This is a genomic window from Micromonospora alfalfae (genome assembly GCF_022230925.1).
Classification (GTDB): Bacteria; Actinomycetota; Actinomycetes; order Mycobacteriales; family Micromonosporaceae; genus Micromonospora; species Micromonospora alfalfae.
Map to the genome: position 1 here is coordinate 104,223 of NZ_JAKKFH010000025.1, position 25,390 is coordinate 129,612.

At 69.0% G+C, this 25,390-nt stretch carries 49 protein-coding genes; 47 read left to right on the plus strand and 2 right to left on the minus strand.

Annotation, left to right across the window (positions count from 1 at the left end; translation table 11 throughout):
• The first annotated feature begins 12 nt into the window (after nt 1-12).
• From MED01_RS20445 to MED01_RS20490, 10 genes are read left to right on the plus strand one after another with little or no spacing between them, the layout of a single operon-like run.
• Nucleotides 13-384 carry a hypothetical protein gene (locus tag MED01_RS20445; RefSeq protein WP_238670155.1) on the plus strand — a complete coding sequence of 124 codons (372 nt, stop codon included), beginning with the start codon at nt 13-15 and terminating at the stop codon, nt 382-384.
• 33 nt (nt 385-417) lie between these two features.
• Nucleotides 418-687 carry a hypothetical protein gene (locus tag MED01_RS20450; protein WP_238670156.1) on the plus strand — a complete coding sequence of 90 codons (270 nt, stop codon included), beginning with the start codon at nt 418-420 and terminating at the stop codon, nt 685-687.
• 1 nt (nt 688) lies between these two features.
• Nucleotides 689-997: a hypothetical protein gene (locus tag MED01_RS20455; protein ID WP_238670157.1), complete on the plus strand. Its 309-nt coding sequence runs from the start codon at nt 689-691 to the stop codon at nt 995-997.
• Nucleotides 994-1,596, plus strand: a complete 603-nt coding sequence (locus tag MED01_RS20460; protein ID WP_238670158.1) for a hypothetical protein — start codon at nt 994-996, stop codon at nt 1,594-1,596. Before MED01_RS20455 ends, MED01_RS20460 begins: the two co-directional genes overlap by 4 nt.
• Complete coding sequence (locus MED01_RS20465; RefSeq protein ID WP_238670159.1) at nt 1,593-1,970, plus strand: hypothetical protein; 378 nt, start codon at nt 1,593-1,595, stop codon at nt 1,968-1,970. The genes MED01_RS20460 and MED01_RS20465 overlap by 4 nt, the downstream gene beginning before the upstream one ends.
• Nucleotides 1,960-2,268: a hypothetical protein gene (locus MED01_RS20470; RefSeq protein WP_238670160.1), complete on the plus strand. Its 309-nt coding sequence runs from the start codon at nt 1,960-1,962 to the stop codon at nt 2,266-2,268. The genes MED01_RS20465 and MED01_RS20470 overlap by 11 nt, the downstream gene beginning before the upstream one ends.
• On the plus strand, nt 2,265-2,606 hold the full coding sequence (locus MED01_RS20475) for a hypothetical protein (RefSeq protein ID WP_238670161.1): 342 nt from the start codon (nt 2,265-2,267) through the stop codon (nt 2,604-2,606). The genes MED01_RS20470 and MED01_RS20475 overlap by 4 nt, the downstream gene beginning before the upstream one ends.
• A gap of 5 nt (nt 2,607-2,611) precedes the next feature.
• Nucleotides 2,612-3,151 (plus strand): DUF1643 domain-containing protein, encoded by a 540-nt coding sequence (locus MED01_RS20480; RefSeq protein WP_238670162.1) that lies wholly within the window; start codon nt 2,612-2,614, stop codon nt 3,149-3,151.
• Nucleotides 3,144-3,569 (plus strand): DUF3307 domain-containing protein, encoded by a 426-nt coding sequence (locus tag MED01_RS20485; RefSeq protein ID WP_238670163.1) that lies wholly within the window; start codon nt 3,144-3,146, stop codon nt 3,567-3,569. Before MED01_RS20480 ends, MED01_RS20485 begins: the two co-directional genes overlap by 8 nt.
• Nucleotides 3,562-3,780 carry a hypothetical protein gene (locus tag MED01_RS20490; protein WP_238670164.1) on the plus strand — a complete coding sequence of 73 codons (219 nt, stop codon included), beginning with the start codon at nt 3,562-3,564 and terminating at the stop codon, nt 3,778-3,780. The genes MED01_RS20485 and MED01_RS20490 overlap by 8 nt, the downstream gene beginning before the upstream one ends.
• A gap of 268 nt (nt 3,781-4,048) precedes the next feature.
• On the opposite strand, the gene MED01_RS20495 is transcribed toward MED01_RS20490, so the two are convergent.
• Entirely contained in the window at nt 4,049-4,270 is a 222-nt protein-coding gene (locus MED01_RS20495) for a helix-turn-helix transcriptional regulator (RefSeq protein WP_238670165.1), read from the minus strand.
• A 135-nt stretch (nt 4,271-4,405) separates the two neighbouring features.
• Between MED01_RS20495 and MED01_RS20500 the strand changes: the two genes are divergently transcribed.
• The 24 genes from MED01_RS20500 (at nt 4,406) to MED01_RS20615 (ending at nt 16,414) form a co-directional block, all read left to right on the plus strand.
• Entirely contained in the window at nt 4,406-4,681 is a 276-nt protein-coding gene (locus MED01_RS20500) for a hypothetical protein (protein ID WP_238670166.1), read from the plus strand.
• Nucleotides 4,678-5,319 (plus strand): zinc finger domain-containing protein, encoded by a 642-nt coding sequence (locus MED01_RS20505; RefSeq protein ID WP_238670167.1) that lies wholly within the window; start codon nt 4,678-4,680, stop codon nt 5,317-5,319. The genes MED01_RS20500 and MED01_RS20505 overlap by 4 nt, the downstream gene beginning before the upstream one ends.
• Nucleotides 5,319-5,570 (plus strand): hypothetical protein, encoded by a 252-nt coding sequence (locus tag MED01_RS20510; protein WP_238670168.1) that lies wholly within the window; start codon nt 5,319-5,321, stop codon nt 5,568-5,570. Before MED01_RS20505 ends, MED01_RS20510 begins: the two co-directional genes overlap by 1 nt.
• On the plus strand, nt 5,570-5,716 hold the full coding sequence (locus tag MED01_RS20515) for a hypothetical protein (RefSeq protein WP_238670169.1): 147 nt from the start codon (nt 5,570-5,572) through the stop codon (nt 5,714-5,716). The genes MED01_RS20510 and MED01_RS20515 overlap by 1 nt, the downstream gene beginning before the upstream one ends.
• On the plus strand, nt 5,713-5,934 hold the full coding sequence (locus tag MED01_RS20520; RefSeq protein WP_238670170.1) for a hypothetical protein: 222 nt from the start codon (nt 5,713-5,715) through the stop codon (nt 5,932-5,934). The genes MED01_RS20515 and MED01_RS20520 overlap by 4 nt, the downstream gene beginning before the upstream one ends.
• Nucleotides 5,931-6,977 (plus strand): hypothetical protein, encoded by a 1,047-nt coding sequence (locus MED01_RS20525; protein WP_238670171.1) that lies wholly within the window; start codon nt 5,931-5,933, stop codon nt 6,975-6,977. The genes MED01_RS20520 and MED01_RS20525 overlap by 4 nt, the downstream gene beginning before the upstream one ends.
• 17 nt (nt 6,978-6,994) lie before the next feature.
• The gene (locus MED01_RS20530) at nt 6,995-8,233 is read left to right on the plus strand and encodes a recombination directionality factor (protein WP_238670172.1); all 1,239 of its coding nucleotides are present in this window, start codon (nt 6,995-6,997) and stop codon (nt 8,231-8,233) included.
• The gene (locus MED01_RS20535) at nt 8,230-8,631 is read left to right on the plus strand and encodes a hypothetical protein (RefSeq protein WP_238670173.1); all 402 of its coding nucleotides are present in this window, start codon (nt 8,230-8,232) and stop codon (nt 8,629-8,631) included. The genes MED01_RS20530 and MED01_RS20535 overlap by 4 nt, the downstream gene beginning before the upstream one ends.
• Nucleotides 8,631-9,185 (plus strand): hypothetical protein, encoded by a 555-nt coding sequence (locus tag MED01_RS20540; protein WP_238670174.1) that lies wholly within the window; start codon nt 8,631-8,633, stop codon nt 9,183-9,185. The genes MED01_RS20535 and MED01_RS20540 overlap by 1 nt, the downstream gene beginning before the upstream one ends.
• Entirely contained in the window at nt 9,182-9,718 is a 537-nt protein-coding gene (locus MED01_RS20545; RefSeq protein ID WP_238670175.1) for a hypothetical protein, read from the plus strand. The genes MED01_RS20540 and MED01_RS20545 overlap by 4 nt, the downstream gene beginning before the upstream one ends.
• A complete protein-coding gene (locus tag MED01_RS20550; protein WP_238670176.1) occupies nt 9,715-10,158 on the plus strand; it encodes a hypothetical protein in 444 nt (147 codons plus the stop codon). The genes MED01_RS20545 and MED01_RS20550 overlap by 4 nt, the downstream gene beginning before the upstream one ends.
• On the plus strand, nt 10,158-10,463 hold the full coding sequence (locus MED01_RS20555; protein WP_238670177.1) for a hypothetical protein: 306 nt from the start codon (nt 10,158-10,160) through the stop codon (nt 10,461-10,463). Before MED01_RS20550 ends, MED01_RS20555 begins: the two co-directional genes overlap by 1 nt.
• The gene (locus tag MED01_RS20560; RefSeq protein ID WP_238670178.1) at nt 10,460-10,927 is read left to right on the plus strand and encodes a hypothetical protein; all 468 of its coding nucleotides are present in this window, start codon (nt 10,460-10,462) and stop codon (nt 10,925-10,927) included. Before MED01_RS20555 ends, MED01_RS20560 begins: the two co-directional genes overlap by 4 nt.
• On the plus strand, nt 10,927-11,157 hold the full coding sequence (locus MED01_RS20565) for a hypothetical protein (protein ID WP_238670179.1): 231 nt from the start codon (nt 10,927-10,929) through the stop codon (nt 11,155-11,157). The genes MED01_RS20560 and MED01_RS20565 overlap by 1 nt, the downstream gene beginning before the upstream one ends.
• Nucleotides 11,154-11,627, plus strand: a complete 474-nt coding sequence (locus MED01_RS20570) for an ASCH domain-containing protein (RefSeq protein WP_238670180.1) — start codon at nt 11,154-11,156, stop codon at nt 11,625-11,627. The genes MED01_RS20565 and MED01_RS20570 overlap by 4 nt, the downstream gene beginning before the upstream one ends.
• Nucleotides 11,624-12,091, plus strand: coding sequence for a hypothetical protein (locus MED01_RS20575; protein WP_238670181.1), 468 nt, complete (start codon nt 11,624-11,626; stop codon nt 12,089-12,091). Before MED01_RS20570 ends, MED01_RS20575 begins: the two co-directional genes overlap by 4 nt.
• Nucleotides 12,084-12,317: a hypothetical protein gene (locus MED01_RS20580; protein ID WP_238670182.1), complete on the plus strand. Its 234-nt coding sequence runs from the start codon at nt 12,084-12,086 to the stop codon at nt 12,315-12,317. Before MED01_RS20575 ends, MED01_RS20580 begins: the two co-directional genes overlap by 8 nt.
• A complete protein-coding gene (locus MED01_RS20585) occupies nt 12,307-12,642 on the plus strand; it encodes a hypothetical protein (RefSeq protein ID WP_238670183.1) in 336 nt (111 codons plus the stop codon). The genes MED01_RS20580 and MED01_RS20585 overlap by 11 nt, the downstream gene beginning before the upstream one ends.
• A 37-nt stretch (nt 12,643-12,679) precedes the next feature.
• Nucleotides 12,680-12,934 (plus strand): hypothetical protein, encoded by a 255-nt coding sequence (locus MED01_RS20590; protein ID WP_238670184.1) that lies wholly within the window; start codon nt 12,680-12,682, stop codon nt 12,932-12,934.
• 32 nt (nt 12,935-12,966) lie between these two features.
• Nucleotides 12,967-13,239, plus strand: coding sequence for a WhiB family transcriptional regulator (locus MED01_RS20595; protein ID WP_238670410.1), 273 nt, complete (start codon nt 12,967-12,969; stop codon nt 13,237-13,239).
• Nucleotides 13,240-13,304: 65 nt separating this feature from the next.
• Nucleotides 13,305-13,577 (plus strand): hypothetical protein, encoded by a 273-nt coding sequence (locus tag MED01_RS20600; RefSeq protein ID WP_238670185.1) that lies wholly within the window; start codon nt 13,305-13,307, stop codon nt 13,575-13,577.
• Nucleotides 13,577-14,260, plus strand: a complete 684-nt coding sequence (locus MED01_RS20605; RefSeq protein ID WP_238670186.1) for a helix-turn-helix domain-containing protein — start codon at nt 13,577-13,579, stop codon at nt 14,258-14,260. Before MED01_RS20600 ends, MED01_RS20605 begins: the two co-directional genes overlap by 1 nt.
• A 136-nt stretch (nt 14,261-14,396) precedes the next feature.
• Nucleotides 14,397-15,530 carry a DNA polymerase III subunit beta gene (gene dnaN, locus MED01_RS20610; RefSeq protein WP_238670187.1) on the plus strand — a complete coding sequence of 378 codons (1,134 nt, stop codon included), beginning with the start codon at nt 14,397-14,399 and terminating at the stop codon, nt 15,528-15,530.
• Nucleotides 15,530-16,414 carry a hypothetical protein gene (locus MED01_RS20615; protein WP_238670188.1) on the plus strand — a complete coding sequence of 295 codons (885 nt, stop codon included), beginning with the start codon at nt 15,530-15,532 and terminating at the stop codon, nt 16,412-16,414. The genes dnaN and MED01_RS20615 overlap by 1 nt, the downstream gene beginning before the upstream one ends.
• 231 nt (nt 16,415-16,645) lie before the next feature.
• Here the strand turns inward: MED01_RS20615 and MED01_RS20620 are convergent, their stop codons facing one another.
• A complete protein-coding gene (locus MED01_RS20620; protein ID WP_238670189.1) occupies nt 16,646-16,909 on the minus strand; it encodes a hypothetical protein in 264 nt (87 codons plus the stop codon).
• A gap of 189 nt (nt 16,910-17,098) precedes the next feature.
• On the opposite strand from MED01_RS20620, the gene MED01_RS20625 reads away from it, so the two are divergent.
• The 13 genes from MED01_RS20625 to MED01_RS20685 all read left to right on the plus strand — a co-directional run bounded on the left by MED01_RS20625 (nt 17,099) and on the right by MED01_RS20685 (nt 25,390).
• On the plus strand, nt 17,099-17,737 hold the full coding sequence (locus MED01_RS20625) for an endonuclease domain-containing protein (RefSeq protein WP_238670190.1): 639 nt from the start codon (nt 17,099-17,101) through the stop codon (nt 17,735-17,737).
• Nucleotides 17,737-18,831 (plus strand): hypothetical protein, encoded by a 1,095-nt coding sequence (locus tag MED01_RS20630; protein ID WP_238670191.1) that lies wholly within the window; start codon nt 17,737-17,739, stop codon nt 18,829-18,831. The genes MED01_RS20625 and MED01_RS20630 overlap by 1 nt, the downstream gene beginning before the upstream one ends.
• A 23-nt stretch (nt 18,832-18,854) precedes the next feature.
• Nucleotides 18,855-19,280, plus strand: coding sequence for a hypothetical protein (locus tag MED01_RS20635; RefSeq protein WP_238670192.1), 426 nt, complete (start codon nt 18,855-18,857; stop codon nt 19,278-19,280).
• Nucleotides 19,277-20,665: a replicative DNA helicase gene (gene dnaB / locus MED01_RS20640; protein WP_238670193.1), complete on the plus strand. Its 1,389-nt coding sequence runs from the start codon at nt 19,277-19,279 to the stop codon at nt 20,663-20,665. The genes MED01_RS20635 and dnaB overlap by 4 nt, the downstream gene beginning before the upstream one ends.
• A gap of 205 nt (nt 20,666-20,870) precedes the next feature.
• Complete coding sequence (locus MED01_RS20645; RefSeq protein ID WP_238670194.1) at nt 20,871-21,140, plus strand: hypothetical protein; 270 nt, start codon at nt 20,871-20,873, stop codon at nt 21,138-21,140.
• Nucleotides 21,137-22,078 carry a hypothetical protein gene (locus tag MED01_RS20650; protein ID WP_238670195.1) on the plus strand — a complete coding sequence of 314 codons (942 nt, stop codon included), beginning with the start codon at nt 21,137-21,139 and terminating at the stop codon, nt 22,076-22,078. Before MED01_RS20645 ends, MED01_RS20650 begins: the two co-directional genes overlap by 4 nt.
• Complete coding sequence (locus MED01_RS20655) at nt 22,075-22,689, plus strand: hypothetical protein (RefSeq protein WP_238670196.1); 615 nt, start codon at nt 22,075-22,077, stop codon at nt 22,687-22,689. Before MED01_RS20650 ends, MED01_RS20655 begins: the two co-directional genes overlap by 4 nt.
• Nucleotides 22,690-22,699: 10 nt before the next feature.
• Complete coding sequence (locus MED01_RS20660) at nt 22,700-23,707, plus strand: dATP/dGTP pyrophosphohydrolase domain-containing protein (protein ID WP_238670197.1); 1,008 nt, start codon at nt 22,700-22,702, stop codon at nt 23,705-23,707.
• The gene (locus tag MED01_RS20665) at nt 23,704-24,126 is read left to right on the plus strand and encodes a hypothetical protein (protein WP_238670198.1); all 423 of its coding nucleotides are present in this window, start codon (nt 23,704-23,706) and stop codon (nt 24,124-24,126) included. The genes MED01_RS20660 and MED01_RS20665 overlap by 4 nt, the downstream gene beginning before the upstream one ends.
• Entirely contained in the window at nt 24,123-24,335 is a 213-nt protein-coding gene (locus MED01_RS20670) for a hypothetical protein (protein ID WP_238670199.1), read from the plus strand. The genes MED01_RS20665 and MED01_RS20670 overlap by 4 nt, the downstream gene beginning before the upstream one ends.
• A complete protein-coding gene (locus MED01_RS20675) occupies nt 24,332-24,730 on the plus strand; it encodes a hypothetical protein (RefSeq protein ID WP_238670200.1) in 399 nt (132 codons plus the stop codon). Before MED01_RS20670 ends, MED01_RS20675 begins: the two co-directional genes overlap by 4 nt.
• Nucleotides 24,727-25,134: a hypothetical protein gene (locus MED01_RS20680; protein ID WP_238670201.1), complete on the plus strand. Its 408-nt coding sequence runs from the start codon at nt 24,727-24,729 to the stop codon at nt 25,132-25,134. The genes MED01_RS20675 and MED01_RS20680 overlap by 4 nt, the downstream gene beginning before the upstream one ends.
• On the plus strand, nt 25,127-25,390 hold the full coding sequence (locus MED01_RS20685) for a hypothetical protein (RefSeq protein ID WP_238670202.1): 264 nt from the start codon (nt 25,127-25,129) through the stop codon (nt 25,388-25,390). The genes MED01_RS20680 and MED01_RS20685 overlap by 8 nt, the downstream gene beginning before the upstream one ends.

The window sequence follows — 25,390 nt, forward strand, 5'->3', positions numbered from 1 at the left end:
GGTGTTGGCGTCGTGAGCACCCGGTTCGCCTGCTACGCGGCCGGCAGCGTGTTCGCTGCTGCTGTTGCCTTGGCTGTCGCCGACTTGTGGCTGCCAGCCGCCGCCCTGATGTTCCCGCTCGGTGTGCTGGCTGGCCGGTGGCGTCTGCTGCACCGCCTGGCCGTGGTGTCGGCGGCGCTGATCACCGTGGGCGCCGAGTTGGAGCGGTCGCGCGGTGAGGTGTTCCGGCTGGGCGACGAGCTGACGACCTATTACGACCGGCGGCACGCCGCCCGGTTCGCCGACGTTGATCGTCCGCGCACTGACTGGGCTGCCGTCGACCGCAAGCCCGACACGGCCGCACTGCGCGTGCCGGTGTCGGAGCGCACCACCACCAATCCCTGACCGTCCCTTGAGGGGAGCACCACAGTGAACCTGTTGACTCGTTTGACCGGCAAGTTGCACAACGCAATCCGAGAAGCCCTCACCCCCGCTCCCCTGCCCGCGAACGTGCTGCCCATGGCCGCCGGCCGTGCCACCGTTCGTGTCCCGCGGGTGCGGGAGATCGACGGGCCGACCATTCGCCTGCCCCGTGCGGGTGAGCCCGGTGTGAACGAGGGCCGCCGGTACACACCCCGCGATGGCCGCCACCGGGCGCCGGACACGAACGTGGTGCCGGCCCGGTTCACACGGCAGCGGGTGGCCTGACATGGGCGGCCTGTTGAACGACCCCGCTGTGATCGTGTACGCGGTGACCGCCGGGCTGCTGGTCATGTCGGTGGCGTTGTTGTTCGCCGGCCCCCGCCCCCGCCGCCAAGACCGCGAGGTGGTGCTGCTGACCCTGCCCGCCGACCGCCCCCAGCCCGAGCGGTTCGACTACCCGACGGGCATTGAGGGTGCGTACGCCATCCACTGGGAGATGCGCCTGTGGTTCGACGCCATCGCCGGCCTCGACGACCTGGCGGCTGTCACACCGCAGATCGAGGCCGCGTACCTGCCGGTGGGGGTGGCCCGATGATCGCCGCTGCCGGTCCGGTCGCTGACGCGAGCACCCGCCTTGTCCTGATGTGGCTGGTGGGTGTGGGCATTCTGCTGCTGCTCGCCATGTGGTTGCACTCCCGAATCAACCGGGTGTCGGCGCCCCGATCCACGCCCCAGCCTGGCCCCGCGTGGGGTGACGCCACCGGCTCGGAGTCGACCCTGTTCCCGACCGCCACGGAACCACCCACCCCGACCCGGGCGGACCGGTTGCGGGGGTACGCCTCGGATGCGCGGACGGTGCTGCGTGGGTTGGTGGGCCGCGGTGACCGGTTCGCCGAGTCGTCGGGGAAGCACACGCACACACAGGGGTGGTCGCCTCGTGAGGTGCGGCGCCAGCTTGAGGCCCGCGCTGACCTGTCGGAGGCGATGGTCGCCCAGGTGCAGCAGGAGTTCATCGCCGCCGGTCTGCCTCCGCTAGCGGTGAAGCCCCGTGCGGTTGGTGTGGCGCAGGTGGTGGAGCGCCCGTCGTGGGATGACATCAACCGCAAGCGCGCCGAGCAGGACGCCTGGTTGGCGGACCCGGACCGCACCGGCTGGATGCCGTTGGTGCCGACCCGCCGGGACGGTGCCCGATGAGGTGGCTTCGCTGCCTACGGGCGTGGTTCACCACCCAGGCGAATCTGACCGCCCGGGTGGTGTCCCTGTCGGAGCAGGTGGAGTGGGCGGCCCGGCGGAAACGCCGTGATGACGCCCGCCACGAACTTGAGCTGGAGATGGCGCGCGCCGACGTGGCCGAGCTGCGCCGTGAAGCGGAATCGCTGAACGCGGCCAACGAGTCGCTGATCGCGGAGATCCAGCGGGAGCGGGCGTGGAGCAACACGGTCATCCACCGCAATACCGCCGCCCACCAGTTCGCCGACCGTCTGCCGCCGGACCTTGCGGCTGATCTTCGCGGGTGCCTGTCCCCCGCTTTCACTGCCAAGCCTGAGGAGGCCGCCCATGTCCGTTGAGCTGCACGCTGCCACGCCGATCGAGGTCTACACGATTACCGCCGCCGACTACGCGGTGGCTGTCGGGGTGGGGATGCTCGTTGCCCTGCTCGCGGTCACTGTCACGGCGTGGGTGTTCTGGCCGGAGAAGCCGGACACCACCCCGACCCCGGTTGAGGTTGACGCGCCCGAGGCTTTGAAGACGTGGGAGATCCCCCGCCGTTCGGGACCTCGTGTGGTTGCGACCATCCACGCCCCGCAGTACCACCGGTCGAACGACGACACGCAGGTCATCGAGCCGGCGGAGACACGCCCGTGACGGCCGCCGTTCAGTGGATCAACCCGGGTGCGCTGGGGTTCACAGCCGGCGGGGTGCTGATCGTGTGCGCCGTGGGGTTGCTGCTGTGCGTGTTCGGTGGCCGGCGGGTGCGGGCTGAGGTTCACGCCGAGGTGGGTCCGCCGCCGGGCTACTGGCACCCGGTGATGGGTCCGCAGCGCCGGGCGAACTCTTGCCAAAACGACCGGCTGACGGCTTTGCAAGACGCCGCCTATGCCAACGACGACGCCCCCACCCAGTTGTTCGCGCTGCGCTCGGATGAGCCGGACGCCACGATGGTGCACCCGCGAGTGCCACGGCCGCGTTCGGCCAGCCGATGAGTGCCGTGGCTGACCATCTGGTAACCGACCGAGCCCCGTCGCTGTTCGGCGGGTCGACCGCGACGTTCTCGGCGTGCCGCACCTGGCGGTACTCGCTGACCCGCAGGTGGCAGCCGAATGGCGCGGGCGTCACATTCCTGATGCTCAACCCTTCGGTCGCAGACGCGTTCAAGGTCGACCGAACCGTGGCCAGGTGCATGGACTTCGCCCGCAGATGGGGGTTCGGCGGCTTGCTCGTCCTGAACTGCTTTGCGCTGCGGTCAACCGACCCGGCGGCGCTCAAGGTGCACCCGGACCCGGTCGGCCCGGACAACGACACGGTCATTGCCGAGTGGTTGGGGCGGCTGTCGGGCCCGGTCGTCGCAGCGTGGGGTGTGCACGCCACCTACCAGGATCGGGCCGCCCAGGTGACCGAGCTGGTGCGTGCCGCAGGCCGGGAGTTGGTGTGTCTCGGCACGACGAAGGAAGGGCACCCCCGGCATCCGCTGTACGTGCCGGGCGCTACGAAGCTGACGACGTGGCCGGGCGGTGATGGTCGTGGCTGAGGCTGCCGTCATTGCCGCCGTGTTCTGCGCCCTGTTCGCCGGGCATCACGTGGGCGATCACGTGGCTCAGACCGACTGGCAGGCCAAGCACAAGGCCGGGCCGGGTTGGTTGGGTGTGCGAGCCATGGCCGGTCACCTGCTCGGCTACCACGCCTGCATGGTCGCAGCCCTGCTCGGGCTGGTCGCTGCTGGCGTGCCCCTCACCTTCCAGGGCTGCGCGGTCGGGCTGGTCTTCTCGGCGGTCACGCACGGGTTCCTTGACCGCCGGTGGCCGGTGCGCTGGATCCTCGAACACACCGGGTCGCGCGCGTTCGCCGCCTCACAAACCCCGCTGCACGGCCCGTACTTGGCCGATCAGAGCCTTCACATCGTGTGCCTGTTCGTGGCGGCGCTGCTGGTGGTGGGTGTCGGTGGCTGATCGCACCCGTGCCTTTTCCGCCGCTGATCGGGTGGCTACCGGCGTGACGCTGGTCGCCTGCGGTGCCGGTGCCCTCGCGCAGGGCTGGCCGCTCGCCGGTTCTGTGGTGGGGACCGGGCTCGGTTTCCTGCTGGCCGGTGTCTTCCAGTGGCGGGCTGAAAGCGTCCTGCGGGAGCAGCGGGACCGGCTGACTCGGGGCGGTGGCCGCTGATGGCCCGCGCCTTCTACCGGGGCTACCGGTCAACCCGTGTTTGCCGGTTGCACATCATGCGGGAAGACGGCAACTTCGCTGGTCGGCAGGGGCTGTGCGGTGTGCCCGGTTGGGCTGGCCGCCGGTCAGACCCGATCATCTTGGATCCGATGCCGTTGGTGCCGCCGGCCGGGTTGTCATGGTGCCCGGCGTGCGTCGGGAAGCTGGCGGAGCGGCGCGGGTTGCTGGCCGGGTGGGCGGCCGAGATGGCGGGTGCGCGGTGAACGCGTCAGCCGTCGGAGCCCTCGTCCGGGCCGGGGTTGGTGTCGACCTTCTTACGCTGCCGAGCCGGGTGCGTCTTGCGCCATTCCAGCAGCTCAGCCTCGCGCCAGAGCAGGGTGCGGCCGAAGGTCTGCGGCTTGGGAAAGCCGATCTTCTCTGCGTCGCGCCGGTAGGTGTACATGGTTTTGAGGTCGACGCCGAGCAGTGCGGCTGCCTCGCGACTGGTCATGTACCCCTCCATAAACCCAACACTCTAAGTTCTAGCTTAACCCAACACTCTTGGGTTAAGCTAGTGGTGCAGGGGCGAGCAGGCGCAAACAGTGCCCACCCTGCGGATTCCTCCTACCTCCGGAGTCGATGACGCATGCCCGAAGTCAGTAACGCAGAGCAGCAGAACCCGTCGTACGTAGCACTGGTCGCTGCCCTGCGGTCGGAGTTCAACGCGCTCGGCCTTGAGTCGCTGCGGATCCAACTCGCCGATTACCGCGACAACCGGGGCTCGCTCGGCAGGCTCGTCCGAGCCGTCAGCGACGCCGGGGACATCACCTACGACGCAGGCGAGTCCGTCCACCCTGCGGTACGCGCCTATTTGGATCACGCGCTGCGTGGGCCGAGGCCGACGGGCGGTCAGCGACTGTGACCGCCCCGACCACGGCCGACCCGATCGCCATCGCCGGAGCGAACTACCGGGCGTCGCGCGCCTACTGGATGGCCGCCGCGTCGGTGATCTGCCCGAAGTGCAAGGCCGGGTTTGGCCGCGAATGCCAGTCCACGGGCGGCGGCAACGGCGGACCCGTTCCCACCCACAAGGCGCGCACCGGCCGCACCGCCGACTGGTCAGAAGACCAGCGCCACAAGTACGGCGAGGTGGTGCGAGCTAATCACCGGCAGCCGTGGAATGCCCCCGCTGATCTGGTCGCCGAAGCGGAGGCCGCCGCCAAGCCGATCCCAACGCCCAACGCGAAGCCGGTCACGCCGAAGGGTGTGCGGCTGAGCGCGTTGCAGGCCGAGGAAATCGAACGGTTCGCCTACAACGCCGGTAAGGGCTCCACCTCGACGGGGCACCTGAGCGGCGAGCACCAGTACCGGCAGACCATCCATGCACTTCGGGACAAGGGCATCTTGGCGGAGGGCGGTCACGTCAACCACGGCTACGAGCGGGAGTACACGCTGACGGCGTTCGGCTGGCAGGTGTACCTGAACCACCGACTGATCTTCCGCCACGCCGTGGGTGACCGGCATGCGGCTGCCTTCGCTGCTGAGGGCGGTGAGCGCTGATGTTCGACACGAAGCCCGAGGACTGGCAGATGCCCGTCCCGATGCGCTTGGTCGATGTCGCCGAGGAAGCGCGGCAGATGTACGGCGCGGAGAAGACGGCCGAGATGTTCCCGAACCTGCCCGAGCACGATTGGCGCTTCGAGGCGCGCCTGCCGAGCGGCGCGACTGTCTCGTTCGGGCGGGCCGCAACCGCCGCCGACGTCGCTGCCTACCTCGCGCGTGAGGGCGTCGAGCTGGGTGGTGACCGCTGATGTCCGCCGAGGTGGAGTTGCTGCGTGAGGTCGTCGACCCGCAGTGCACCTGCACAGTCGACCCGGATGGTGCCCGCAACACGGACGGCTGCGTGACGTGTGACCTGCCGCCGTGTGGGTTCCTGGTCGACGAGGTGGACCAGTGACTGTCACCCTCGCCGACCCGAACCCGATGCCGCAGGTTCCACCGCTGCCGATGCCGCCGTGGAAGCCGGGCGGCCCGTCCCCCGTCGATGGGCAGGCCACCTGCCCGACGTGCGGCGCCCCGGTGGCGTCGCTGCTGGCCGCGTGCCTGGCGACCCCGGCGTGCCTCACCAACGACCTGGACTACGACGCCGCGATCGACGCGAGGTGCGACCAGTGAGCATCCAGACCGCCGAACGCATCGGTCCCGTCTTCCACGGGGTGGAGGAAACCGACGACCGTCGCTTCTACCTGATCGGCGACCACCGGCTCATCTCCACCACCACCGCCACCGGGGTCATCGCCAAAGACGCCCTGATGCAGTACGCCGCCCACCAGGCCGTTAAGGCGGTGTTCGCCGAACTGCCCGCGATCGTCATCGCGTCCCGGTTGAAGCCGTGCGGGAACACCTACAGCCGGTGCGACCACGACCGCACCGAACGGTGCGACCGGTGCCCCTGTGTGGAATGCAAGGCGTGCGTGGGCCGCTGGCTGGCCGACCGGCACAAGGTGAACACAGCCCGCCGCGCCGATGAGGGCACCCGCGCCCACGATGTGGCCGAGTGGTGGTCGTACACGGGTGAGATCAAGCCCCACGACAAGGACATCGCCCCGTACGTGAAGGCGTTCGAAGCGTTCGTTGCCGAGTACGGGTTGACCCCGGAGTCGTTCCTGGTGTCCGAGGCGCTGGTCGTAAACCGGGGCGCCGGGTACGCGGGGACAACCGATGGGGTGGTGCGGTTCAACGCCGACGCCACTCAGGCCGCCGCGAAGCTGGTGTCACGGGTGACGCTGATCCCGGCGAAGAAGGCCGCGAAGCTCGGTCTGACCGTTGATTTGGTGGTGGATTTCAAGTCCCGCGAGGGCGAGGGGCCGGAGTTCTACCCGGAGCAGGCGCTACAGCTGACCGGGTACCGGCACGCCCCGATCCTTCGGTTCAAGAACTCCGACATCGAGCACCCGATGCTGCCCACGGACGGCGGACTGATCGTGCAGTTGCGTCCGGACGGTGTCAGCGCCCGTCTCGCCGTGACCACCGAACGCACCTACCGGCGCGGGTTCCTGTACGCGCTCGGCCTGACGAAGTGGCTGATCGAAGAGGGCCCGGCCGCGGTCAGCTCTCACACGTTCGTACTGCCGGAAACGATCGCCGCCCGTAAGCGCAAGGCCGCGAAGGAAGCCGCCGCCGCTCCCACTACTGAGCCGGCCCCGGCCGCCGCCTGAATCTGAGGAGACAACTCATGCCGTTGAACGATTTGAAGGAACGTCAGAAGCAGCTCGCCGAGGTTGGGCGCATCCGTCTGGGCCACCGCGTGCCCGCCAATAACGGGAAGGTCCGTCCGGAGAAGCTGGCGACACTCCGGTTCACGTCTGCTGCCCGTCACCTGATCGACGAGGTGGCCCGCCAGTACGGCGGGGAGGTCCGCAACTGGCAGGGCGCGTCGGGGCCGGAGTTCGAGGTCATCACCGACGTCTCCAAGGTGCCGGTCTACGTGGCCCGCCAGAAGATCGACCCCTGGTACGAGATGTGGGGCAACGGCGTGATGCAGCGCCGTTGCGACGGCATCACTGAGTCGAAGCGGAACACCCCGTGCATGTGCGCCCCTGTTCGGGCTGCCGCACGGGCCAGCGGGCGCGATCTTAAGCCGGGCGAGGTGTGCAAGCCGACGGTCCGCGCTTCGGTGATGCTCGCGGACGTTCCCGGCTTCGGTGTGTGGCGCGTCGACAGCCACGGCATCAATGCCGCAACGAAGGGCCTCGGTGGGCACATCGCCGACTGGATCGCTTCTCTGCCTGACAATGCACGCGTTCCGGCCTGGCTGATGATGGTGCCGCACAAGGAAAAGCACCTGATCATCAAGAACGGTCAGGAGAAGATCGAGACTTACGAGTTCATGGTTCCGCAGCTCTTTGTGGACGCCGTGAGCGCCCGCCAGATCGAGGGCGGCACGGACGCAATGTTGGAGGCGTTCCGGGCTGCGGACCGGCGTGAGGTAACCGCCCGGCAGCTCGCCGCGATCGAGGCTTCCGCTGCCGAGGTGGATGACGAGAAGTTGACCGAGGCGGACGTGATTCGGGTGGCGCCGGCCAAGAAGACGATCGAGCAGTTGCAGGAGTTGTGGGGCAACGCCGGTAAGGACGGGGTGCTGACGGAGGCGGCTAAGGCTGCGATGAAGGCGCGCGCCGCCGAGCTGGACCCGCCGAAGCCTGCTGCTGCCGAGGGCGCCCCGACGTCGACTCCCGCGCCGACCGATGTTCCGGCCCCACCTGTGCCTGCCGGTGAGCCGGTCGACGCCGAGATGGAGCCGAACCCGGACGCCCTGTGGGTGCAGATTCAGGCGGCGGCCGGGGAGCGGAAGTGGAACGCGGAGGCGTTGGAGCAGCGGATCTGCACCCGGTTCGGCAAGCCCTCCGATGAGATCAACGGCTTCCACATGGCGACATTCCTCGCCGAGGTGAACAAGGGCGAGATCCAGTGACCGCCCCGGAGCAGGTCGAGTACGCACCCCTGACACCGGTCAGCGTTGAACGGAAGTTGCGGACCCTCGTCAACAGCCTCACCAACGCCCAGTCCGCGTTGGCGGAGGTCCGTGACGCAGAGGTGTCTGCGAAGCACACGTTCGAGCGGGCGCACCGGGGGGCGTTGCTGTCTGGGGAGTGCCCGAAGGTTTCGCGGGGTGGGCACACGACCGCCGAGCGGGACGCGTGGGTCGAGGAGAAGTGCGCCGCCGAGCGTGAGGCGTACGACCTGGCTGAGGCCCGTCGGAAGGCTGCGGAGGATCACCTTCGCACCCTGCGGGATCAGAGCGTCATCGTGGCCACCCTGGCGAAGTCAGTGAACCTGGCGTATTCGATGGCCGGGACGGGTGAACGCTGATGTTGGAGCGCCGCACCCGCCTCGCGCCGATGTCCGCGAAGCGCCGCCAGCAGTTGGCCGAGCAGGGCAACACCAACCCGTTCTCCACCCTGCCGGTCGGGGCGCCGCTGAACCGTGCTGAGGGTGGCCGGTTCGCCGCCGCCTTGGATCGGAAGCCCGCCAAGAACACCGGCCCGGACGCCGCGACGGTCGCGCTGGTCATCGAGCGTGACCGGGGTTGCTGCGTGCGCTGCGGCAAGCCTGTTGCCGGCGGTGTGCGGGGCCTGGACTTCTCGTTGCAGCACCGGCGGGCTCGGGGTGCTGGCGGTAGCCGCCGCGAGGACACAAACAGCCCCGCCGCCCTGATCCTGCTGTGTGGGTCTGCGACAACCGGATGCCACCACCACGTCGAGAGCCACCGGGCTGAGGCCCGCGACTTCGGTTGGGCGATCCGCCAGTCGGACAACCCGGCCCTGATGCCTGTTCTTCACGCCGTCCACGGCTGGGTGATTTTGACCCCGGCCGGTGGGTTCACGGCGCACTCCCCCAACCACACCTCGGAGGTGTCCGCATGACCGAACACGTGTACTCCACCAGTGACCCCGACGTTGTCACCGCCTACACGGAGACGGCTAGGAATTTCGACGACATGGGCCGCCGCGCCCGCGAGGACGCCGAGAAGCTGGGCAACAACAAGGGCGCGCTGATCGTCAACCGGCGCACCTCCGCTCCCGAGGTGGTTGGGTTGTCCGCCGACGACCCGGAAAAGCCGCCGCAGGGGTGGCGGTACTCGAAGACTGAGGGGCATCTGGTGCCGCGCCGGGGCAAGCCGGGCGACCCTGCCCGCCAGTGGCTGGAGGCGCACCAGCCGCCGGACATGCGCGCGGTGATGGAGGCCAACGGGCTGCCCCGGTTCTGCAAGCACGGTGAGGATCTGCGCTGGTTCCTGGCGACACCTGGCCTGTTCGAGCACGACGGCACGGTGTGGGCGATGTACCCGACGGAGCCGGACGGGGACTGCACCTGGGATCGGCGGAAGCTGTCGGAGTGGCATGCAGCCCGTGAGGCTGTGGCGGCTGCCGCGCAGGGCGTCGGGGTGGCGGCATGACCACCGTCGGCCTGGCTGCCATGACCCAAGCCGCGATCGACCACCGGAAGACCGCCAGCAACGCGCTCAACCGGGCCAACCGCCTGCACGAGCAGCTTGCCGCCGCCCGGAACGCGCTGAAGACCCTCGGCCTGGTGCTCGCCGACCTAAAGGCGGACAACGACGACCTGCGCAAGATCGTCAAGGCGGCCGAGTACCAGTACGGCGACCTGTTCTGCATCAACGGCGAGTGCGACCACGCCGCCGAGCTGGACGATGACGCGCCCGAAGACGCGCCGTGCCCGCTGGTTGAGATCCGCTACGCCACCGGCGCTGAGATCACAGCGATCACTCCCCTGCTGATGAGCGCCGACGGCGACCAACTCGACGATGGCGACGAGATCCCGGTCGGGGAGATTCGCCGGGTGCTCGGCGAAGCCCGCGCGACGGTGAACGTCTGATGGCCGACCCGAAGACGATCGTCAAGCGCGGCCCCCTCGTATCCGTGCGGGTCCGCCACTACAGCGACCCGATCCCTGACGAGTTCCTGCCTCTCTTCGAGGCGGCGAAGCTGCGGGTGGACGACAACGACCACCACGTCACCCTGTACCGGGGTGGCTGCAACTACAGCTTCGTGTGGGGTCCGTCGGTGGAAGGCCAGTGGTTCGCCCGCCACAACTCCGACAGCGGGGTGCGGGTGGCCGACCGGGACGCCGGACTGCGGTGGGCGCTCGGCCTCGACGCTGAGGCGGTGAACGCCGGATGACCGGCCGCGTGATCCTCCGCACTGACACCGTCGCCCAGCACCCGTGGCCCGACGACACGTTCCTGCAAGGCGGCAGCCGAGGCGTCGTCTTCGCCTCCGACGGCAACTACCGCACGGCGTTCGTCGAGGCGTTCCATAGCAACCCGGACACGTTCCTGCGGGGCGAGGGAACAACGGTCGCTGAGGCTGAGGACGCCTGCTGGGCGAAGTACCAGACGCTCACCGCCTGCCCCGCCCACCCGGAGCACGGCCCGTTCGAGGCACGCCAGTACACCAACGGCGCCGGGTTCTGCGCCCACTGCGGCACATGGTTTTCGAAGGTGCTGCCGGGGCAGCCCGAGGACCCGGACCGTGCCCCGTCGCTGATGGAGCGGGTGTTCACCGGCGACGGCGAAGCCTTGGTTGAGGTGCTGACTGCGGCGGCGGACGTGGACGACCTGCCGACGCGGGGCGGTGGCGTCTGATGGCCATCTTCGACTCCCGCGAGTACACCACCCGCACCTACGAGTGGGCTGTCCCCACCGGATGCCCGGCCGAAGAGTTCGACAAGGCGTGGGCGGTGGCCTTGGTTACCTACCGGCGGGTGCACAACCTGCCCGAGGACGCCACGCCGAATGACGGCGGGTGGCTGCGCGTGTACGCCCAGGACGACGAGGTTGTGCTGCGGTTCGACGTGCGGGAGGCGGGCCGATGACCGCCGACGTTCGCGCCATCACCATCCGCCGGCCCTGGTCGAGCTGCATCGCCTCCAACCAGCCCGGGGCGAAGCGGGTCGAGAACCGGGGTGCCGGAACCAGCCACCGAGGCATCCTGCTCATTCACGAAGGCAAGACGGTAGACGTTGACGCGTTCGCAGACCGGCGGGTGGCCGACCTGCTGACCCCGCACCGCGACGCCCACGAGCAGCCCGGGGTGGGGGCGGTCATCGCCGTCGCGCAGTTGACCGACGTTCACTACGCGGCCGGCGGTGGCTGCTGCGCGCCGTGGGGTGAGATTTGGCACCACGGGCCGAAGAGTGTCGTGCGGGCGGTGCATCTGGTGCTGGCCGATGTTCGGCCGCTGCCCCGTCCGGTGCCCGCACGGGGTGCGCTGGGCTTGTGGACGCCGCCGGAGGACGTGACCGCGCAGGTGCTGTGGCAGATCCCCAAGCAGGTGGCCCGGTGACCACGATGACCGACACCCGCACCTGGACCGTGGCGATCCCCGCCCCAACCCCCATGCAGACGTCGAACCGCCGGGAGCACTGGTCGAAGATCTCCCGGCGCCGCAAGACGTGGCGGGAGACGGCGTACGGCCGGATTGCCCTCGCCAAGCTGCCCCGAGGGCTGACGAAGATCCGCGTGGACGTTGAGCTGCGGTTCACCACGAACCGTCGCCGTGACGCCCCCAACTACTACAGCGACGTCATCAAGCCGTGCATTGACGCGCTCGCCCCTGAGAAGCGGGTGAAGTTGCTCAACCGTCCCGGTCATCGGGTGGAGATGGGTTGGGGTGTCATCCCGGACGACACGGCCGAGTTCCTGGATCTGACCGCCCCGAAGATCGGGCCGGTGGTGGCGAAGACGCTGCACCCGTTCGGGCTGGTCGTGCTGACGATCACGGACCTGTCGGAGGTGCCCGGTGCCTGACGCCGCTGTGATCGCCGCCAACCGAAGCGTCCTGCCGTACGCCGCGAACGGCAACACCGTCACCTGCGTCGACGACGTCATCTACCTCAACTGCCGGCCGCTCGCCCCGTGGGCTGCGCTGGAAGTTTCCGCCGCCCTGGCCCGCGCCGCCACCGAACTGGGTGAGCAGCGTGCCGGCGGCAACCCCAACCACACCGCACCGAAGGAGGCCGACCATGGCCGCTGACACCACCACGACCTGGCGTGACCGCGCCCCCATCATGCTGCAAACCGACGCCGACCCCGACGGGCAGCCCTGCGCGACCCCGGTTGACCGGCGCTGGCTGTGGCGGTTGGAGAGCGCCCTCGCCATCTCCGCCCGGTCCGGCAGCGTTCTCGGCGACCTGAGCCGGGACCTCAGCCAGTACCTGAACGAGTCGTGCGAGCACCACTGGCGGGTGTACGACGCCGATCCGGGCGACGACATCGCCTCCCACCGGCAGTGCCTGTGGTGCAGCTTCCCGGAGTGGAAGAACGCTGACGGCAGCTACTCGGCGGATGTGACCGCGTGAGCCCGCAGCGGATCCAGCGCCAGCGGGGTGATCGGTGATGGCTCTGCGCGACCGAGTAAGCGGCGACGTGCTGACCTTCCGCGCCTGCGCAACCAGCCTCCGCGACGGGCACCTCGCGATCGTCGAGCAAACAACCGCCGGAACGTGGATCGCCCACATGTCCGGTGCGTGCCCGGTGCACAAGACCAACGACTGCGTGGAAACGTACCTGCTGGGCAAGCGGGTCGCGTCGTGGTCGCTGCGGGACTTCTGGTCGTGGCGCCGTAACCAGCGCGCTGGGGGTGCGCTGTGACCCGCCACTCGGCGAAGTTCGCCTCCACCCGCATTGACAGTGAGCCCGCACGGGACTGGCGGCACGCCTCGATCTGCCGGGACGAAGATCCAGAGTTGTTCTTTGCGATCGGCACCTCCGGTCCCGCCCTGATGCAGATCGAGCAGGCCAAGGCTGTCTGCCGCCGCTGTTCCGTCACCGACGAGTGCCTGGCGTGGGCGCTGGAGTCGGGAGCCGACGACGGCGTGTGGGGTGGCATGTCCGAGGCCGAGCGCCGCGCCGTCAAGCGCCGTGGTGGCCTCCGCGTCCTGCGGGCCGCCCAATGACCGCCGCAACGATGGCCCGCCCCACCACCGGGGCGGGCCCCGCACCCAAGAACCAGGAAACGCCCATGACCGTCACCGACATCCACCTGCGTGACCTGTTCGAACTGATCCGCAAAGGCCGCGTCGAGATCAACCCCGACTGGCTGTACGCCGACCGGCTCACCGGCACCGTCATCGACGACGCCGTGTACGAGGCGGCGGAGCGCGGGCTGGTCGAGTTGCACGCCGACGGCAGCGTCAAAACCACCAAGCCGGGCCGGCGGTGGCTGTCCGACCTGATCCTCGCCGAAAACCCGGCGCTGCGCCCCGTCGTGTTCCAACCCCCGGCGGGCCACTGATGCTCACCCCCACCGATTTGCACCCCGACGACCGGGCGGCCCGCATCAACTTGCGGAACCTGCTCGTCAACATCCGCCGCGACGCAGACATCAGCCAAGCACGCCTGGGCGCGCGGATCGGCGCCAGCCAAACCGTGATCGCCGGGTTCGAACGGGGAGAACCTTCGCGGATCTCAGTGGCTCGCCGTATCGCCGCCGGCCTCGGCCACCGCCTGCTGCTACTCCCAGCCGATGTTCCCGGCGGCCCGTACGACGACCCCACCGAAACCCTGTTCCGCCCGGCCGACCCGGAGGCGGCGCTGGTGTGGGACCAGCGGCAGCTCATGGCGAACCTGGTTGCGGCCCGGCAGGCGTGCGGGTTCAGGCAGGCCGATGTGGCTGCCGCCCTGGGGAAGACCGAAAACGTGATCAGCGAGTTTGAGCGCAGCAAAGGCATCCCACTGTTCGGCACCTGCCAGCGGTACTGCCGCACGTTGGGCGGTCACCTGTGGTTGGGCGTCGAGTCCGGGTGGGACAGCCGCGGTGCCCGGTTCCACCCGAACGAGGTGCTGCCCTGCGGCACTGCGAGCGCGCGCCGCCGGCATGTGGCGCTCGGGCAGGAATGCCGGGTGTGTGAGTCCACCGCCCCGGCCGCCTCCCGCATCAACGAACCCACCATCAGCCGTCAGGAGGCTGCCGCATGAACCTCACCGACCGTCTCGCACTGCTTCGCGTCGGACGTCAGTACGGCGTTCAGCCGTGGACCGACCAGCCCGGCCGACCGCAGCCCGTACCGAACCGGGCCGACCGGCGCCGCAACCGCACCCGAGGAGCCCGCCCGTGAAGCTGAACGTTGAGCGTGACGCGCTCGCCGACGCCGTTGCCACCGCAGCGAAGGCCACCCCCACCCGCCCGTCCGTGCCCATCCTGGCCGGGGTGAAGCTGACCACCACCGACGACGGCGTGACCGTGTCCGGGTTCGACTACGAGGTGTCCACCCAAGGGTGGGCACGCGGCACCGTCACCGACCCCGGCACCGTTGTGGTGGCCGCCCGACTGCTGGCGGAGATCACCAAGTCGTTGCCGCAGAAGCCCGTCGGCCTCGCATCAGTCGGCACCCACCTGGAACTGGTCTGCGGGTCCGCCCGGTTCACCCTGCCGACGATGCCGGTGGAGGACTACCCGCAGCTGCCCGACCTTCCCGCCACCGTGGCCACCGCCGACGCTGCTGCACTGGCGCAGGCCATCGCCCAGGTGGGCATGGCCGCCGGCCGGGACGAAACCCTGCCCATGATGACCGGGGTTCGCCTCGAACTGCGGGGTAACACCCTGTCGCTGCTGGCCACCGACCGGTACCGGCTCGCCCACCGCGACATCACCATCACCCCCACTGCGGCGGACCTGAACGCGGACGTCCTGGTGCCCGCCCGGGTGCTCACCGACACCGCCAAAACGTGGGGCGCCGGCACCGTCGACATCAGCTACGACCCCAACGGGTTCGGGCTGATCGGGTTCGCCATCGGCCACCGCAAAACCACCTCCCGGCTGCTCGACGGTGCCAACTACCCACCGGTCCGCTCCCTGTTCCCCGCCACGTACCCGTCCGCCGCAGTCGTGCCGGTGGCGTCGCTCATCGAGGTCGTGAAGCGGGTCGCCCTGGTCGCCGAGCGCACCACCCCCGTCCTGCTCACCTTCACGGCGGGCGACAACGGGGTGGTTGTCGAGGCCGGCGGGCAGGAGGAGGCCCGCGCGTCCGAGGCCCTGGAGATCGGCAGCTACGCCGGTCAGGACACGCTGACCATCGGGTTCAACCCGCAATACCTCATCGACGGGCTGCACGGCCTCGGCACGGCGACGGCTCACATCGGGTTCGTGGACGCATTCAAGCCGGCCGTCATCTCACCCGCCGACGAAGAGGGTGAGCCGACCCCCAGCCACCGTTACCTGATCATGCCGATTCGGGTGTCCCGCTGATGAGCACCCTCGCCCTCGCGCGGCGCCTCAAAGAAGGCGGAACCCTCCCCCAGCGGTGCAGCCGGCACACCTACTACGTCGCAGGGTGCACCGAATGCAAGGAACGGGCCCGGGTGCGGGCCCGCGCCCGCTACCAGGCCGCATCGTTCGGGTGGTTGCCCCCGGCGCGCGTCCCCGTCGATGAGGCCCGCGCCCACATCGTCAACCTCCAACAGCAGCACAACATGTCCCTCAGCCTCATCGCCGAAAAGGCAGGCGTGTCGTTCTCCACGATCAGTGACATCGGCGACGGAACCACCCGCAGCAGCCAGCCGAGCACCGTCGCGGGGATCCTCGCGGTTCGTCCCGCACCGCCACCGTTGGCCCACGGCCTGTCCCTGTCGGTTGGCTCCGCACGCCGGTTGCAGGCCCTCGCATGGGCGCACTACAGCTCCATGGACCTCGCCCCCATGCTGCCCGCCCTGCCGGAGGTGGTGCGGCGGTGGCGCGCCGGGACGGCGCCGACCATCAGCACCGACTGGCATGACCGCATCACCGCCCTAACAGCCCGGCTCCACGGGTCACGCGGGAAGTCCGGTCGGGCGCACGCCCACGCGTTGCGGGAAGGCTGGCATCCCCTCGCCGCCTGGGACGACATCGACAACCCGGACGCCACCCCGCAAACACCCGCCGACCGGGGTGACTGGGTGGATGAGATCGCGATCGAGCTTGCCCTGAACGGGGAGCGCATCCACCTCACCGTGTTGGAGAAGCGGACGGCCGTGCATCAGGGGCTGGCCGCCGGGATGCCCATCCACGTCATCGGCAAAGCCTTGCGCATGTCGGGCAGCACCGTCACCTACCACGCCAGCAAGCCAGCGCCGGCCGCCCTTACCGCGGCCTGACACCCACCCGGAGGTGACCTTGATGAGCGCCAACGCAACCCAGCTCGACACTCGACGCCCTGTCGCTGCCCGTCCGGCGCCGCTCACCAAGCCGTGCGCTGCCGGGGTGACCGCGTGCGGGGCAGTGCCTGCACGCCTGTACCCCTGCGGGTGGCGGTGCGAGAAGTGCAAGCCGGGGGCAGCACAAGAACCCGGCGCCGTGACCGGGCCGGGTGACGTGGCGTGAGAGGGCTAGTCGGTCTGCTCGGGCGGCTTGACCCAACCGTCCCGCTTGTTCGCGTCGGCGTAGAGGCGGCTCAGGTGCTCCCGGGAGTAGCCGGAACGGCGGGCGGCCTCGGCGATCGACAGGCCCGCCCGGATGGCCGCGATGGCGTCCTCAACCAGCTTGTCGCGCAGCTTGAACAGCCGCGCCTCGGCCGTGTTGTAGTCGCGCACCGTCGCGTCGAACACCCGCAGCTCGGGGGTGTCCTTGACCTTGCGGAGTTGGCGCGGCATGGGGCGGATTGTGCCACGCCCGGAATCACGGACCAAAGACGCGGACCGGTGTCGCGATTGACGCGGCCTAACAGTTAACGTATCCATGTAGTGATCCTACATCACGACATGATGTAGGGTGATACCCGGCGGACTTGTCGGGGCTAGCCCCGACCTGAACCAGACGAACGAAGTCACATGACCTGCGAGGTGGACGTGAGCAACACCCTTCGACAGGCGCGAGAGCAGCGCCGGGCCGCCCGCATGGCACCCCTCTTCCACGGCACCTGCACCACCCACGAGTCGTACCGGCTCAGTTGCCGCGACTACACCGAACTGCGGCGCGACCACGACGGTCGCTGCGCCCTCTGCGGCGACGCCCACGGATGGATGAACATCGACCACGACCACGAGCTAGGTATCGGCGCGATCCGAGGGCTTCTCTGCCCAGCGTGCAACGCCGGGCACATGCGGCGCATCGACGCGGGCGAGCGGGCCATTGACGACCGAACCCGCCGGTACCTGATCGAGCCCTGGTACCTGCGAAGGCAGGGGCTCTGCCTTGCGCACGACCCGCGTCTTCACATCTCGGTTAGCGACCTGAGCCGCCACGATCGGCGTGAGGTCGCGCGCCTTGCCGAGTACTCGTCGGCCCCGTCTGAGTTCGCTCTCCGTCGAGTCGGATCCAAGTTCGAGCGCGCCGACCTCTCGCGCCGCCTTGCGGTCCGCGACTACCGCCCGATCTTCCGTCTGGTCTGGATGTTCCTGCGCGGCTGGCACGACATCGACATCGCGGCGCCGATCAAGCCGTTCCCTCGCTGGGCGTCTCCGACAGGGGGCGTTGGCTGATGGCATGGGTCCGCTACGACGACCACTTCGACACCAACCCGAAGGTGACCGGGGTGGTGTTCGAGGAGCCCGGCGCCCTGTCGCTGCACCTGCTGGCGAACACCTGGACGGCCAAGCAGAAGTGGCCCGGCTACGTGCCAGCACACCAGCCGGCGACCCTGCTGTGTGACCGCGAATTGGGTGCACGCTGGGCGGCTGCCTTGGTGCGGTTCGGCCTGTGGCATGAACGTGGCAGCGAGTGCGCCGACTGCGCCGAGGACTACGCCCACCTGCCGGATGACACGGCGGGGTTCGTGTTCCACCACGCCAAGGAGTACCGGCCGCCTGCTCGGGACCGGCTGACGCCTGGCACGCCCCCGGACCTGTCGGAGAAGCGTCGGGAGGCTGGCCGGAAGGGCGGACGCGTTTCGGCGGATCGCCGCAAACAGGGCGAACCCAAGCAAGACCAAGCAAACCAAGCAAGTGCTTCAAACGGCCAAGCAAAGCCGAAGCAACCTGCCGGCCGACGCAAGCCGGACCGGCCGAGCCCGGACGAGCCGCCGCTGTTCGACGAGTCCGAAACGCCTGGACCTGCGGAAACGGACGTTAGCTGTCAAGCAAGTGCTTCAAGCAAACCAAGCAACTTGCTCCTTGCTGGCGTGAGCCCCGTACCCGTACCCGGTACTACCTCTACTTCTAACGAAGTAGAGGCGGGCGGTGCGGAGCCGACTGTCACCCAACGCGCCTTTGGCGTCGCCCGCGACTGGATCAGGTATCGCAAAGACCAGGGCACGCCAGTCGTCGCCAAGGGCAAGAAGGTCGACCCGGCGGTCATCCTTCGCAACCTGATTGAGCCCTTCTTGGAGGAGGGCTACACCGACATCGAGGTCAAGCGCGGACTCGACGCCATCGGCGAGAGCATTCCGAGCACCAGCAGCCTCGACCGCACTCTCGCCAGACTGCGCCGTGAGCAGCAGGGGTCCACGCCGGCCCTGCCGAGCAGCTACGAGCCCCGCGGTACCGCCCCCCTCGCCAATCAGCAGGTTGTGCGGGAGTCGGCGGAGGCTCGTAAGGCGCGCGGCTGGTTGGCCCTCCCGACAGGCGGTGTGCAGTGACGTTGGACGAGATGAGCCGGGTGATGGCCGCCGTCGCCGTCTTCGAGTACCGGTTCGGCACCCCGAACATGGACGTGTTGCAGGCGTGGCATTCGGTGCTGGCCGACCTGGACGTTGATGACGCGGTGGAGGCGGTTCGCCGGTATTACGCGGTGAACACGGATCGGATCATGCCGGGCCACATTCGGGCTGGGGTGAAAGAGATTCAGGCGGAGCGGCGCCGCACCCAGCCGTCGGAGGTGCGGGCCTTGCCGTCCCGGTTTGAGGACGACATCAACCGGGAGGTGCGCATGGAGCGTGGCGCGGCGTCGGTGAAGGAGGTGCTGGGTCCGCTGTTGGAGCATGTGGCCCGGTCACGTCCGGAGTTGCCGTCGGCGATGGACCAGTTGCGCGAGCTGACTGCCGTGCCGGCTGAGTTCGACACCGTTGACGGCGAGGTTGTGGAATGACGGCCGCGGTGGACAACAACGAGCAGCGTCCGGCCGTACCTGACGACGATGAGTCGCGGGGTCGGGGGATGCCGCAGGACGTCCAGGCGGAGCAGGCCGTGCTCGGCGGCATGCTGCTGTCGAAGGACGCGTGCGCCCAGGTGTTGGAGTTCCTGCGACCTGAGGACTTCTACCGCCCGGCGCACGGTCGGATCTTCGAGACGATGGTGAAGCTGTACGGCGCCGGTGCCCCGATCGACGCGGTGTCAATGGCTACAGCCTTGGCCGAGGCTGGCGACCTCAAGCGGGTGGGCGGCGGTCCGTACCTTCACACGCTGATCGAGATGGTGCCGACGGCCGCGAACGCCCCCTTCTACGCCCGTTCGGTGTACGACCGGGCGGTGGAGCGCCGGCTGATCGAGGCCGGTACCCGGCTGGTGGATCTCGGCTACCGGGGTGCGGAGGCAACAGGCCGGTCTGCGGGTGAGTTGGCGACGTTGGCGCAGCAGGCCGTGTACGAGGTGACCGCCCGGGAGCAGTCCGAGGATTACGACCTGTTGGCGGACATGCTCCAGCCGACGCTGGACGCCATTGAGGCGGTGGCCGAGCGGGGTGGGGAGATGTCCGGCGTCCCGACGGGCTTCATCGACTTGGACCGGCTGTTGAACGGCCTGAACCCCGGGCAGTTGGTGCTGGTTGCGGGACGCCCGGGACTCGGCAAGTCGACCCTTTCTGTTGATATTGCTCGCAACGTGGCCATCCGGGCGAAGGAAGCCGCCGCCGTCTTCTCGCTGGAGATGAGCAAGGTTGAGCTGGTGATGCGGATCCTGTCCGCTGAGGCACGGGTGCCGCTGCACACGTTGCGGTCGGGTCAGTTGTCGGATGACGACTGGACGAAGTTGGCCCGGTGCATGGCGGAGATCGGCGAGGCGCCGCTGTTCGTGGACGACACCCCGTCGATGAATCTGATGCAGGTGCGGTCGAAGGCTCAGAGGTTGAAGCAGCGCCACGACTTGAAGTTGCTGGTGGTGGATTACCTGCAACTGATGTCGTCGCCGAAGCGGACGGAGTCGCGGCAGCAGGAGGTTGCCGACCTGTCGCGCGGCTTGAAGCTGCTGGCGAAGGAGTTGGGCATTCCGATCATCGGGGTGTGTCAGTTGAATCGTGGCCCTGAGCAGCGGCAGAACAAGACTCCACAGTTGTCGGATCTTCGTGAGTCGGGCTCGCTGGAACAGGACGCCGACATTGTGATCTTGCTGCACCGGGACGACTACTACGACAAGGAATCCTCCCGCGCTGGGGAGGCGGACGTAATCGTTGCCAAGCACAGAAATGGGCCTACGGACACCGTCACCGTCGCGGCCCAACTGCACCTGTCCCGGTTCGTTGACATGGCGATCGACTGAGGGCGGCGGCTGTGGACTGTGACTATTGCGGGTTGGCCACCGGCATCCCTGCCCGGTGGGAAGTGTCGACGGGCTACCCGGGTGACGGGATGACCCGCTACGTGTGCGAGCTGCACCGCGGCCCGGCGGAACGCCATGTGGCGCAGGTGGGCCCGGTAACGGTGGTGCCGACGAACAGTGACTACTTCGCCCGGAGGGCTGCCGTATGAGCGATGGACAGAACGCCGGCCAGCGTCTGGTGACCGCCCTGATGGTCGCTGGGTTCACGACCGCTGGTGTTGGGCGCGGTCATGTGCGGATGGGTTGGCCGGGTAGCCCGCCGCGGCGGGGGTCGCTGTTGGTGCCGGTGGATGACACGGCGCCCGAGTTCGCGGACGCGCTGGACGCGGTGAAGGCGGACCTGTTGGCGGTTGCACGTCGGGGTGAGGCGGCCCGGTACGCGTTGGACCTGCACGCGATGGAGGTGGACCAATGACGTTGATGGACCTGCCGCCGCGGCACATGTGGCACCCCGACCGGTGGACGCCCACCAGTCAAGGCGACGAGACGTTTGCCCGGCCCCGGGTCGGGCAGCTCATCGGGTGGCGGTACGCGACGTGGCGCGTCGCCGAGGTGACCGTTCGCAGTGACGCCGACCTCACCGACGAAGACCGGAAGGTGATCGCCGGGTTCAAGCCGGACTACCAGGACCAAGTTCGCCCGTACGCGATCGTGCTGCGGCACGAGCGCGGCCCGGTGCTGGTGGAGCACACGCAGCGGTTGCACGACGGCACCGTCACCGTGCACCTGGGCGTGCGTGCCGGCCGCCACCACCGCTGGCACATGATGGACGAGCGGTACGCGGTGTGCGCCTGCTGCAACCATCCGTACCCGTGTCAGGAGTTCGCGCAGGAACGGATCGCCGAGGCTGAGGGTGCGAGGCTGTCGCGGCTGCTGGACTCACACGCCCCCGGTGTGTGCGCTAATTGCCGTGAGCCGATCAGCAGCAGGCAGAAGACGGTGTCGTTCCCGGAGCCGTCGCTGTTGGTGCCCGGTGCCCCCGGACCCGTCTACCACTTCGGGCGCTGGTCGTGTCGGCACGCCGCCGGCCGGTACGAGTTGGAGCACCGGCTACCAGCTTTCCCTGGTGTGCAGCGTTTGGCGTCCTGCTCGGGTGTGATGTTCCGCCATGAGGCGGACGGTCGGGAGGAGTGCACCGCAGCCGAGTTGTGCACTGACCTTCACGGGCCGAAGAGTGGCCGGGATGGCATGGCCTGCTACACCCGCACGTACGTGAACGGCGTGCGTGGCGGCTACCCGCGCCCGTTGTCGGACTGCGGCTACCGGAAGAACGGTGGATGTCTGGGTGCGGAGGTCGGGCCGACCCGCCCGGTGCCACCGGGGATCGCTGACCTGTTCGGCGGCCAGCAGTGACCGCCCCGGTGTGGTCGACGGTGATGGTGACCGGTCACCGCCCGCAGGACATCCCCGACGACGCCCACGGCTGGGTGCAGGACAAGCTCACCGCGGGCGCGGTGTGGTTGCGTGACGAGCGCGGCATGACCACCGGCATCACGGGCATGGCGTTGGGTTCGGACATGTGGTGGGCGGACTCCCTGCACCGGGCGGGGGTGCCGTTTGTGGCGCACATCCCGTTCCCGCAGCAACCGGACCCGTGGCGGAAGTCGAACCCTCGGGCGGTGGCCGAGTGGCACCGTCTGCGCGCCTTGGCCGCGTCGGAGGTGCCGTACGGGGACCTTGCCGGTTTGGCCGAGCACGCCCGTAAGCGGGTGATGCTGTCGCTGCTGCACAAGCGCAACGACGGGATGCTCGACGCCACGGCCGAGGCCGGCGGTGCCGTCGTGGCCGTGTGGCGCCCGTCGAAGCGTGACGGTGGCACGTTCTCGGCGCTCAAGAAAGCCCACCAGCGTGACCTGCCGGTGATCCTCATCAACCCGGAAGCCCTCACGGTCACCACGCCCGACCGTGCCCGGATGTCCGACCTGCTGTACCCGAACCGCCCCCAACCCCTGATCGAAGCCTGAGGAGGCAACCATGACCGATGACACGATCGTCCGAACCCGCCCCGTCTACGCCGAGCCTCGGTTCGACGAGCGGGACCGGTATCTGACCTACGCCGAGCAGGACCCGGCCGCCGTCCGATGGGATCTGGCCTTCGGGTGCGCCCTGTCGTTCGGCAAGTTCGAGAACGCCGGGCCGCTGCGGGTGACGGTCAGCATGTCCGACCGGGAGGCCGCCGCCGGGATCTGTGTGCGGGAGGTTACCGCCGAGCAGATCCGAGAGCACGCCGAGTACCTGCTGCGGTTGGTGCGGGAGGAGCAGTTCCCGCCGGCCTGCGCGACAGGTGGATGCCACTTTGGGAGCGTGATCGTGCTGATCGACGGGGAGCCGCGCTGTTTGGCCTGCGCGGAGCGGATGGACCCGGAGTCGGAACGCGGTGAGCGGCTGCCGATCGCAGCGGTGAACGCAAGCGACACGACCAACATGACCCCCGTCGCTCTGCGAGCCCTGAACAAGGATTACGCGGCACACATGGGCGTCGCATCCTTCATCGCCGATGGCCCCACAGTGGCACCGGGCGACCGGATTGCGGCGACCTTCGAGAACGGCAACGTCTTCACCGGCGTAGCGACTCGCGTCCGGTCGGGCGTTGCCGGGCTGATGCTGATCGACGCGACGTCCGATTCCGCGTCCATCCCAACCGACACGCCTGCTGTGATTGACGCCGCTCACCTTGCCCGTCAGCGGGCGTTCTCCGAGCGCACGTTCGGTCCGGGGTCGCGCACCGATGGGGTGATCGACCACATCCGCAAGGAACTGGCCGAGATCGACGCAGCTCCGCACGACCTGTCCGAGTGGGTTGACGTGGTGATCCTCGCCCTCGACGGCGCGTGGCGTGCCGGGCATGAGCCGCAGCAGATCATTGACGCGATCGTGGCGAAGCAGGCGAAGAACGAGGCCCGGACGTGGCCGGACTGGCGGACCGCCGCACCGGGTCAGGCGATCGAGCACGACCGGACGGTTGCCGAGGTGGCCCGATGACCGCGACGACTACCGAGACGCCGTTCAACGCCGCCCACCGTCTCGCCCCACGCCCGGCCACCCGCGAAGACGCGGCCACCAAGCACGAGTGGGTGCGGCACTACGCCGCCCAGGCCCTCGCCGCCCACGCCGTCCTGAACGAGGAGTGCCGCGACCTGCCGCCAAACCCGGCGCCGGGTTGCCGCCCGGACATCGGCTACCTGGTCATGCTTGCCCAGTCGTCCATGGCTGCTGCGTTGGCCTTCCTGGGTCCGTTAGACGCCCCAACCCGGCTGTGGGACCTCACCCCAGAGTTGGGCGCGTTGAACGGCGAGTGGGAGGACTGGCTGACCGAAGTGCTGGTGCGGTACGGGGTGAACCCCGCGCACATCGACCCGGCGTATGACGCGGCGGACTTCGCCGGGGCGGTGCAGCGATGACCACTCCGGCAGCGCGGAATAACAGCAGCGTTCGCACCGACTACGCCGTCCGCGACGCCTTCGGCAACATCCACCCCGTCCTCAGTGCCGGGGAGGCCGCCGAGAAGGCTGCCGACAACAGCCTCCCCGGGTACGGCCCGCGGCCCCGGGGCGTCGTGCAGCGCACCGTCCTGTTCAGTGCGTGGGGCCCGGCAGAGGTGCAGCGATGACCGCCCCAACGGACCCAGCCCGGGATCACCTGCACGAACTGATCGCCGCCACCGCCCAGCGTGAGTACGAAGACAGCATCACCAACATCGGCACGGTCGCCCACGCCGAGCACCTGGGGTCGCGGATCGCCGCCGAAGTGTTGAAGGTGCTCCACGGCACTGGGGCGATCCTGCCCGCCGGCACGTGGACTGTGGAGCAGTTCAACAGCCGCCTCTACCGGGGCGGAACCCTCATGGACGAACCGGACACTGCGGAAACCCGTGAGCATGCGCAAGCCCGCGTTGACTGGCACACCCGCAAACGGGAGGCCGAGTCGGGTTGGCCGGGTGTGGCCGTGTTGGTCCGCCGGTATCAGCACACCACCCCGTGGGCGACCGTTGAGGAGACGCCGTGACCGGGCAGCCGTACACCGACACCGACGTGGAGCACCTTACGGCTGCCGTCCGAGTTCGCGCGGGCTGGCCGGCATCGGCTGGTGAGGCGGGCACTATCGTCACCATCACCCTCGACGCTCTGACCGCCACTGACCGGTTGCTACCCGAACCCACGGCGGTGACCGCCGAATGCGACATCGACTGGACTGACCTGCGATCCAGCCGGCCCGGCGCTGACGTGCAGGCCCGGTCGTACGAGTGGCCAGCGGACGAGTTCGACGCGCTGTTGGCGACGGAGATCCGCGCCGCCGAGCTGTTCCACCGCGCGCCTGTTCGCATCCGCAAACGGACCGTGAAGGCGTACGCGGACGGGTCGAAGCTGGTCGGGGCGTGGACGCGGGTGGAGTTGCCGACCGATGTCTAACCGTGACGGGTCGGCCCGCCTTCGCCTGTTCAAAGCCCTGCGCCGCGCCCGGTGGCGGATCGAGATGGGCAAGTCCGGCCATTGGAAGATTTGGAACCCGCGCGGGCTGCTGATCACCACCACACCGTCCAGCGCATCCGACACGAACAGCTTGAACGCGCTGAGGCGGGACCTGCGGAAAGCCGGATTCCAGCACAACGGGTGCGGCCAAAAGACCACACGCAAGATCCCGAACCAGCGAACCCAGCCGCGCTGA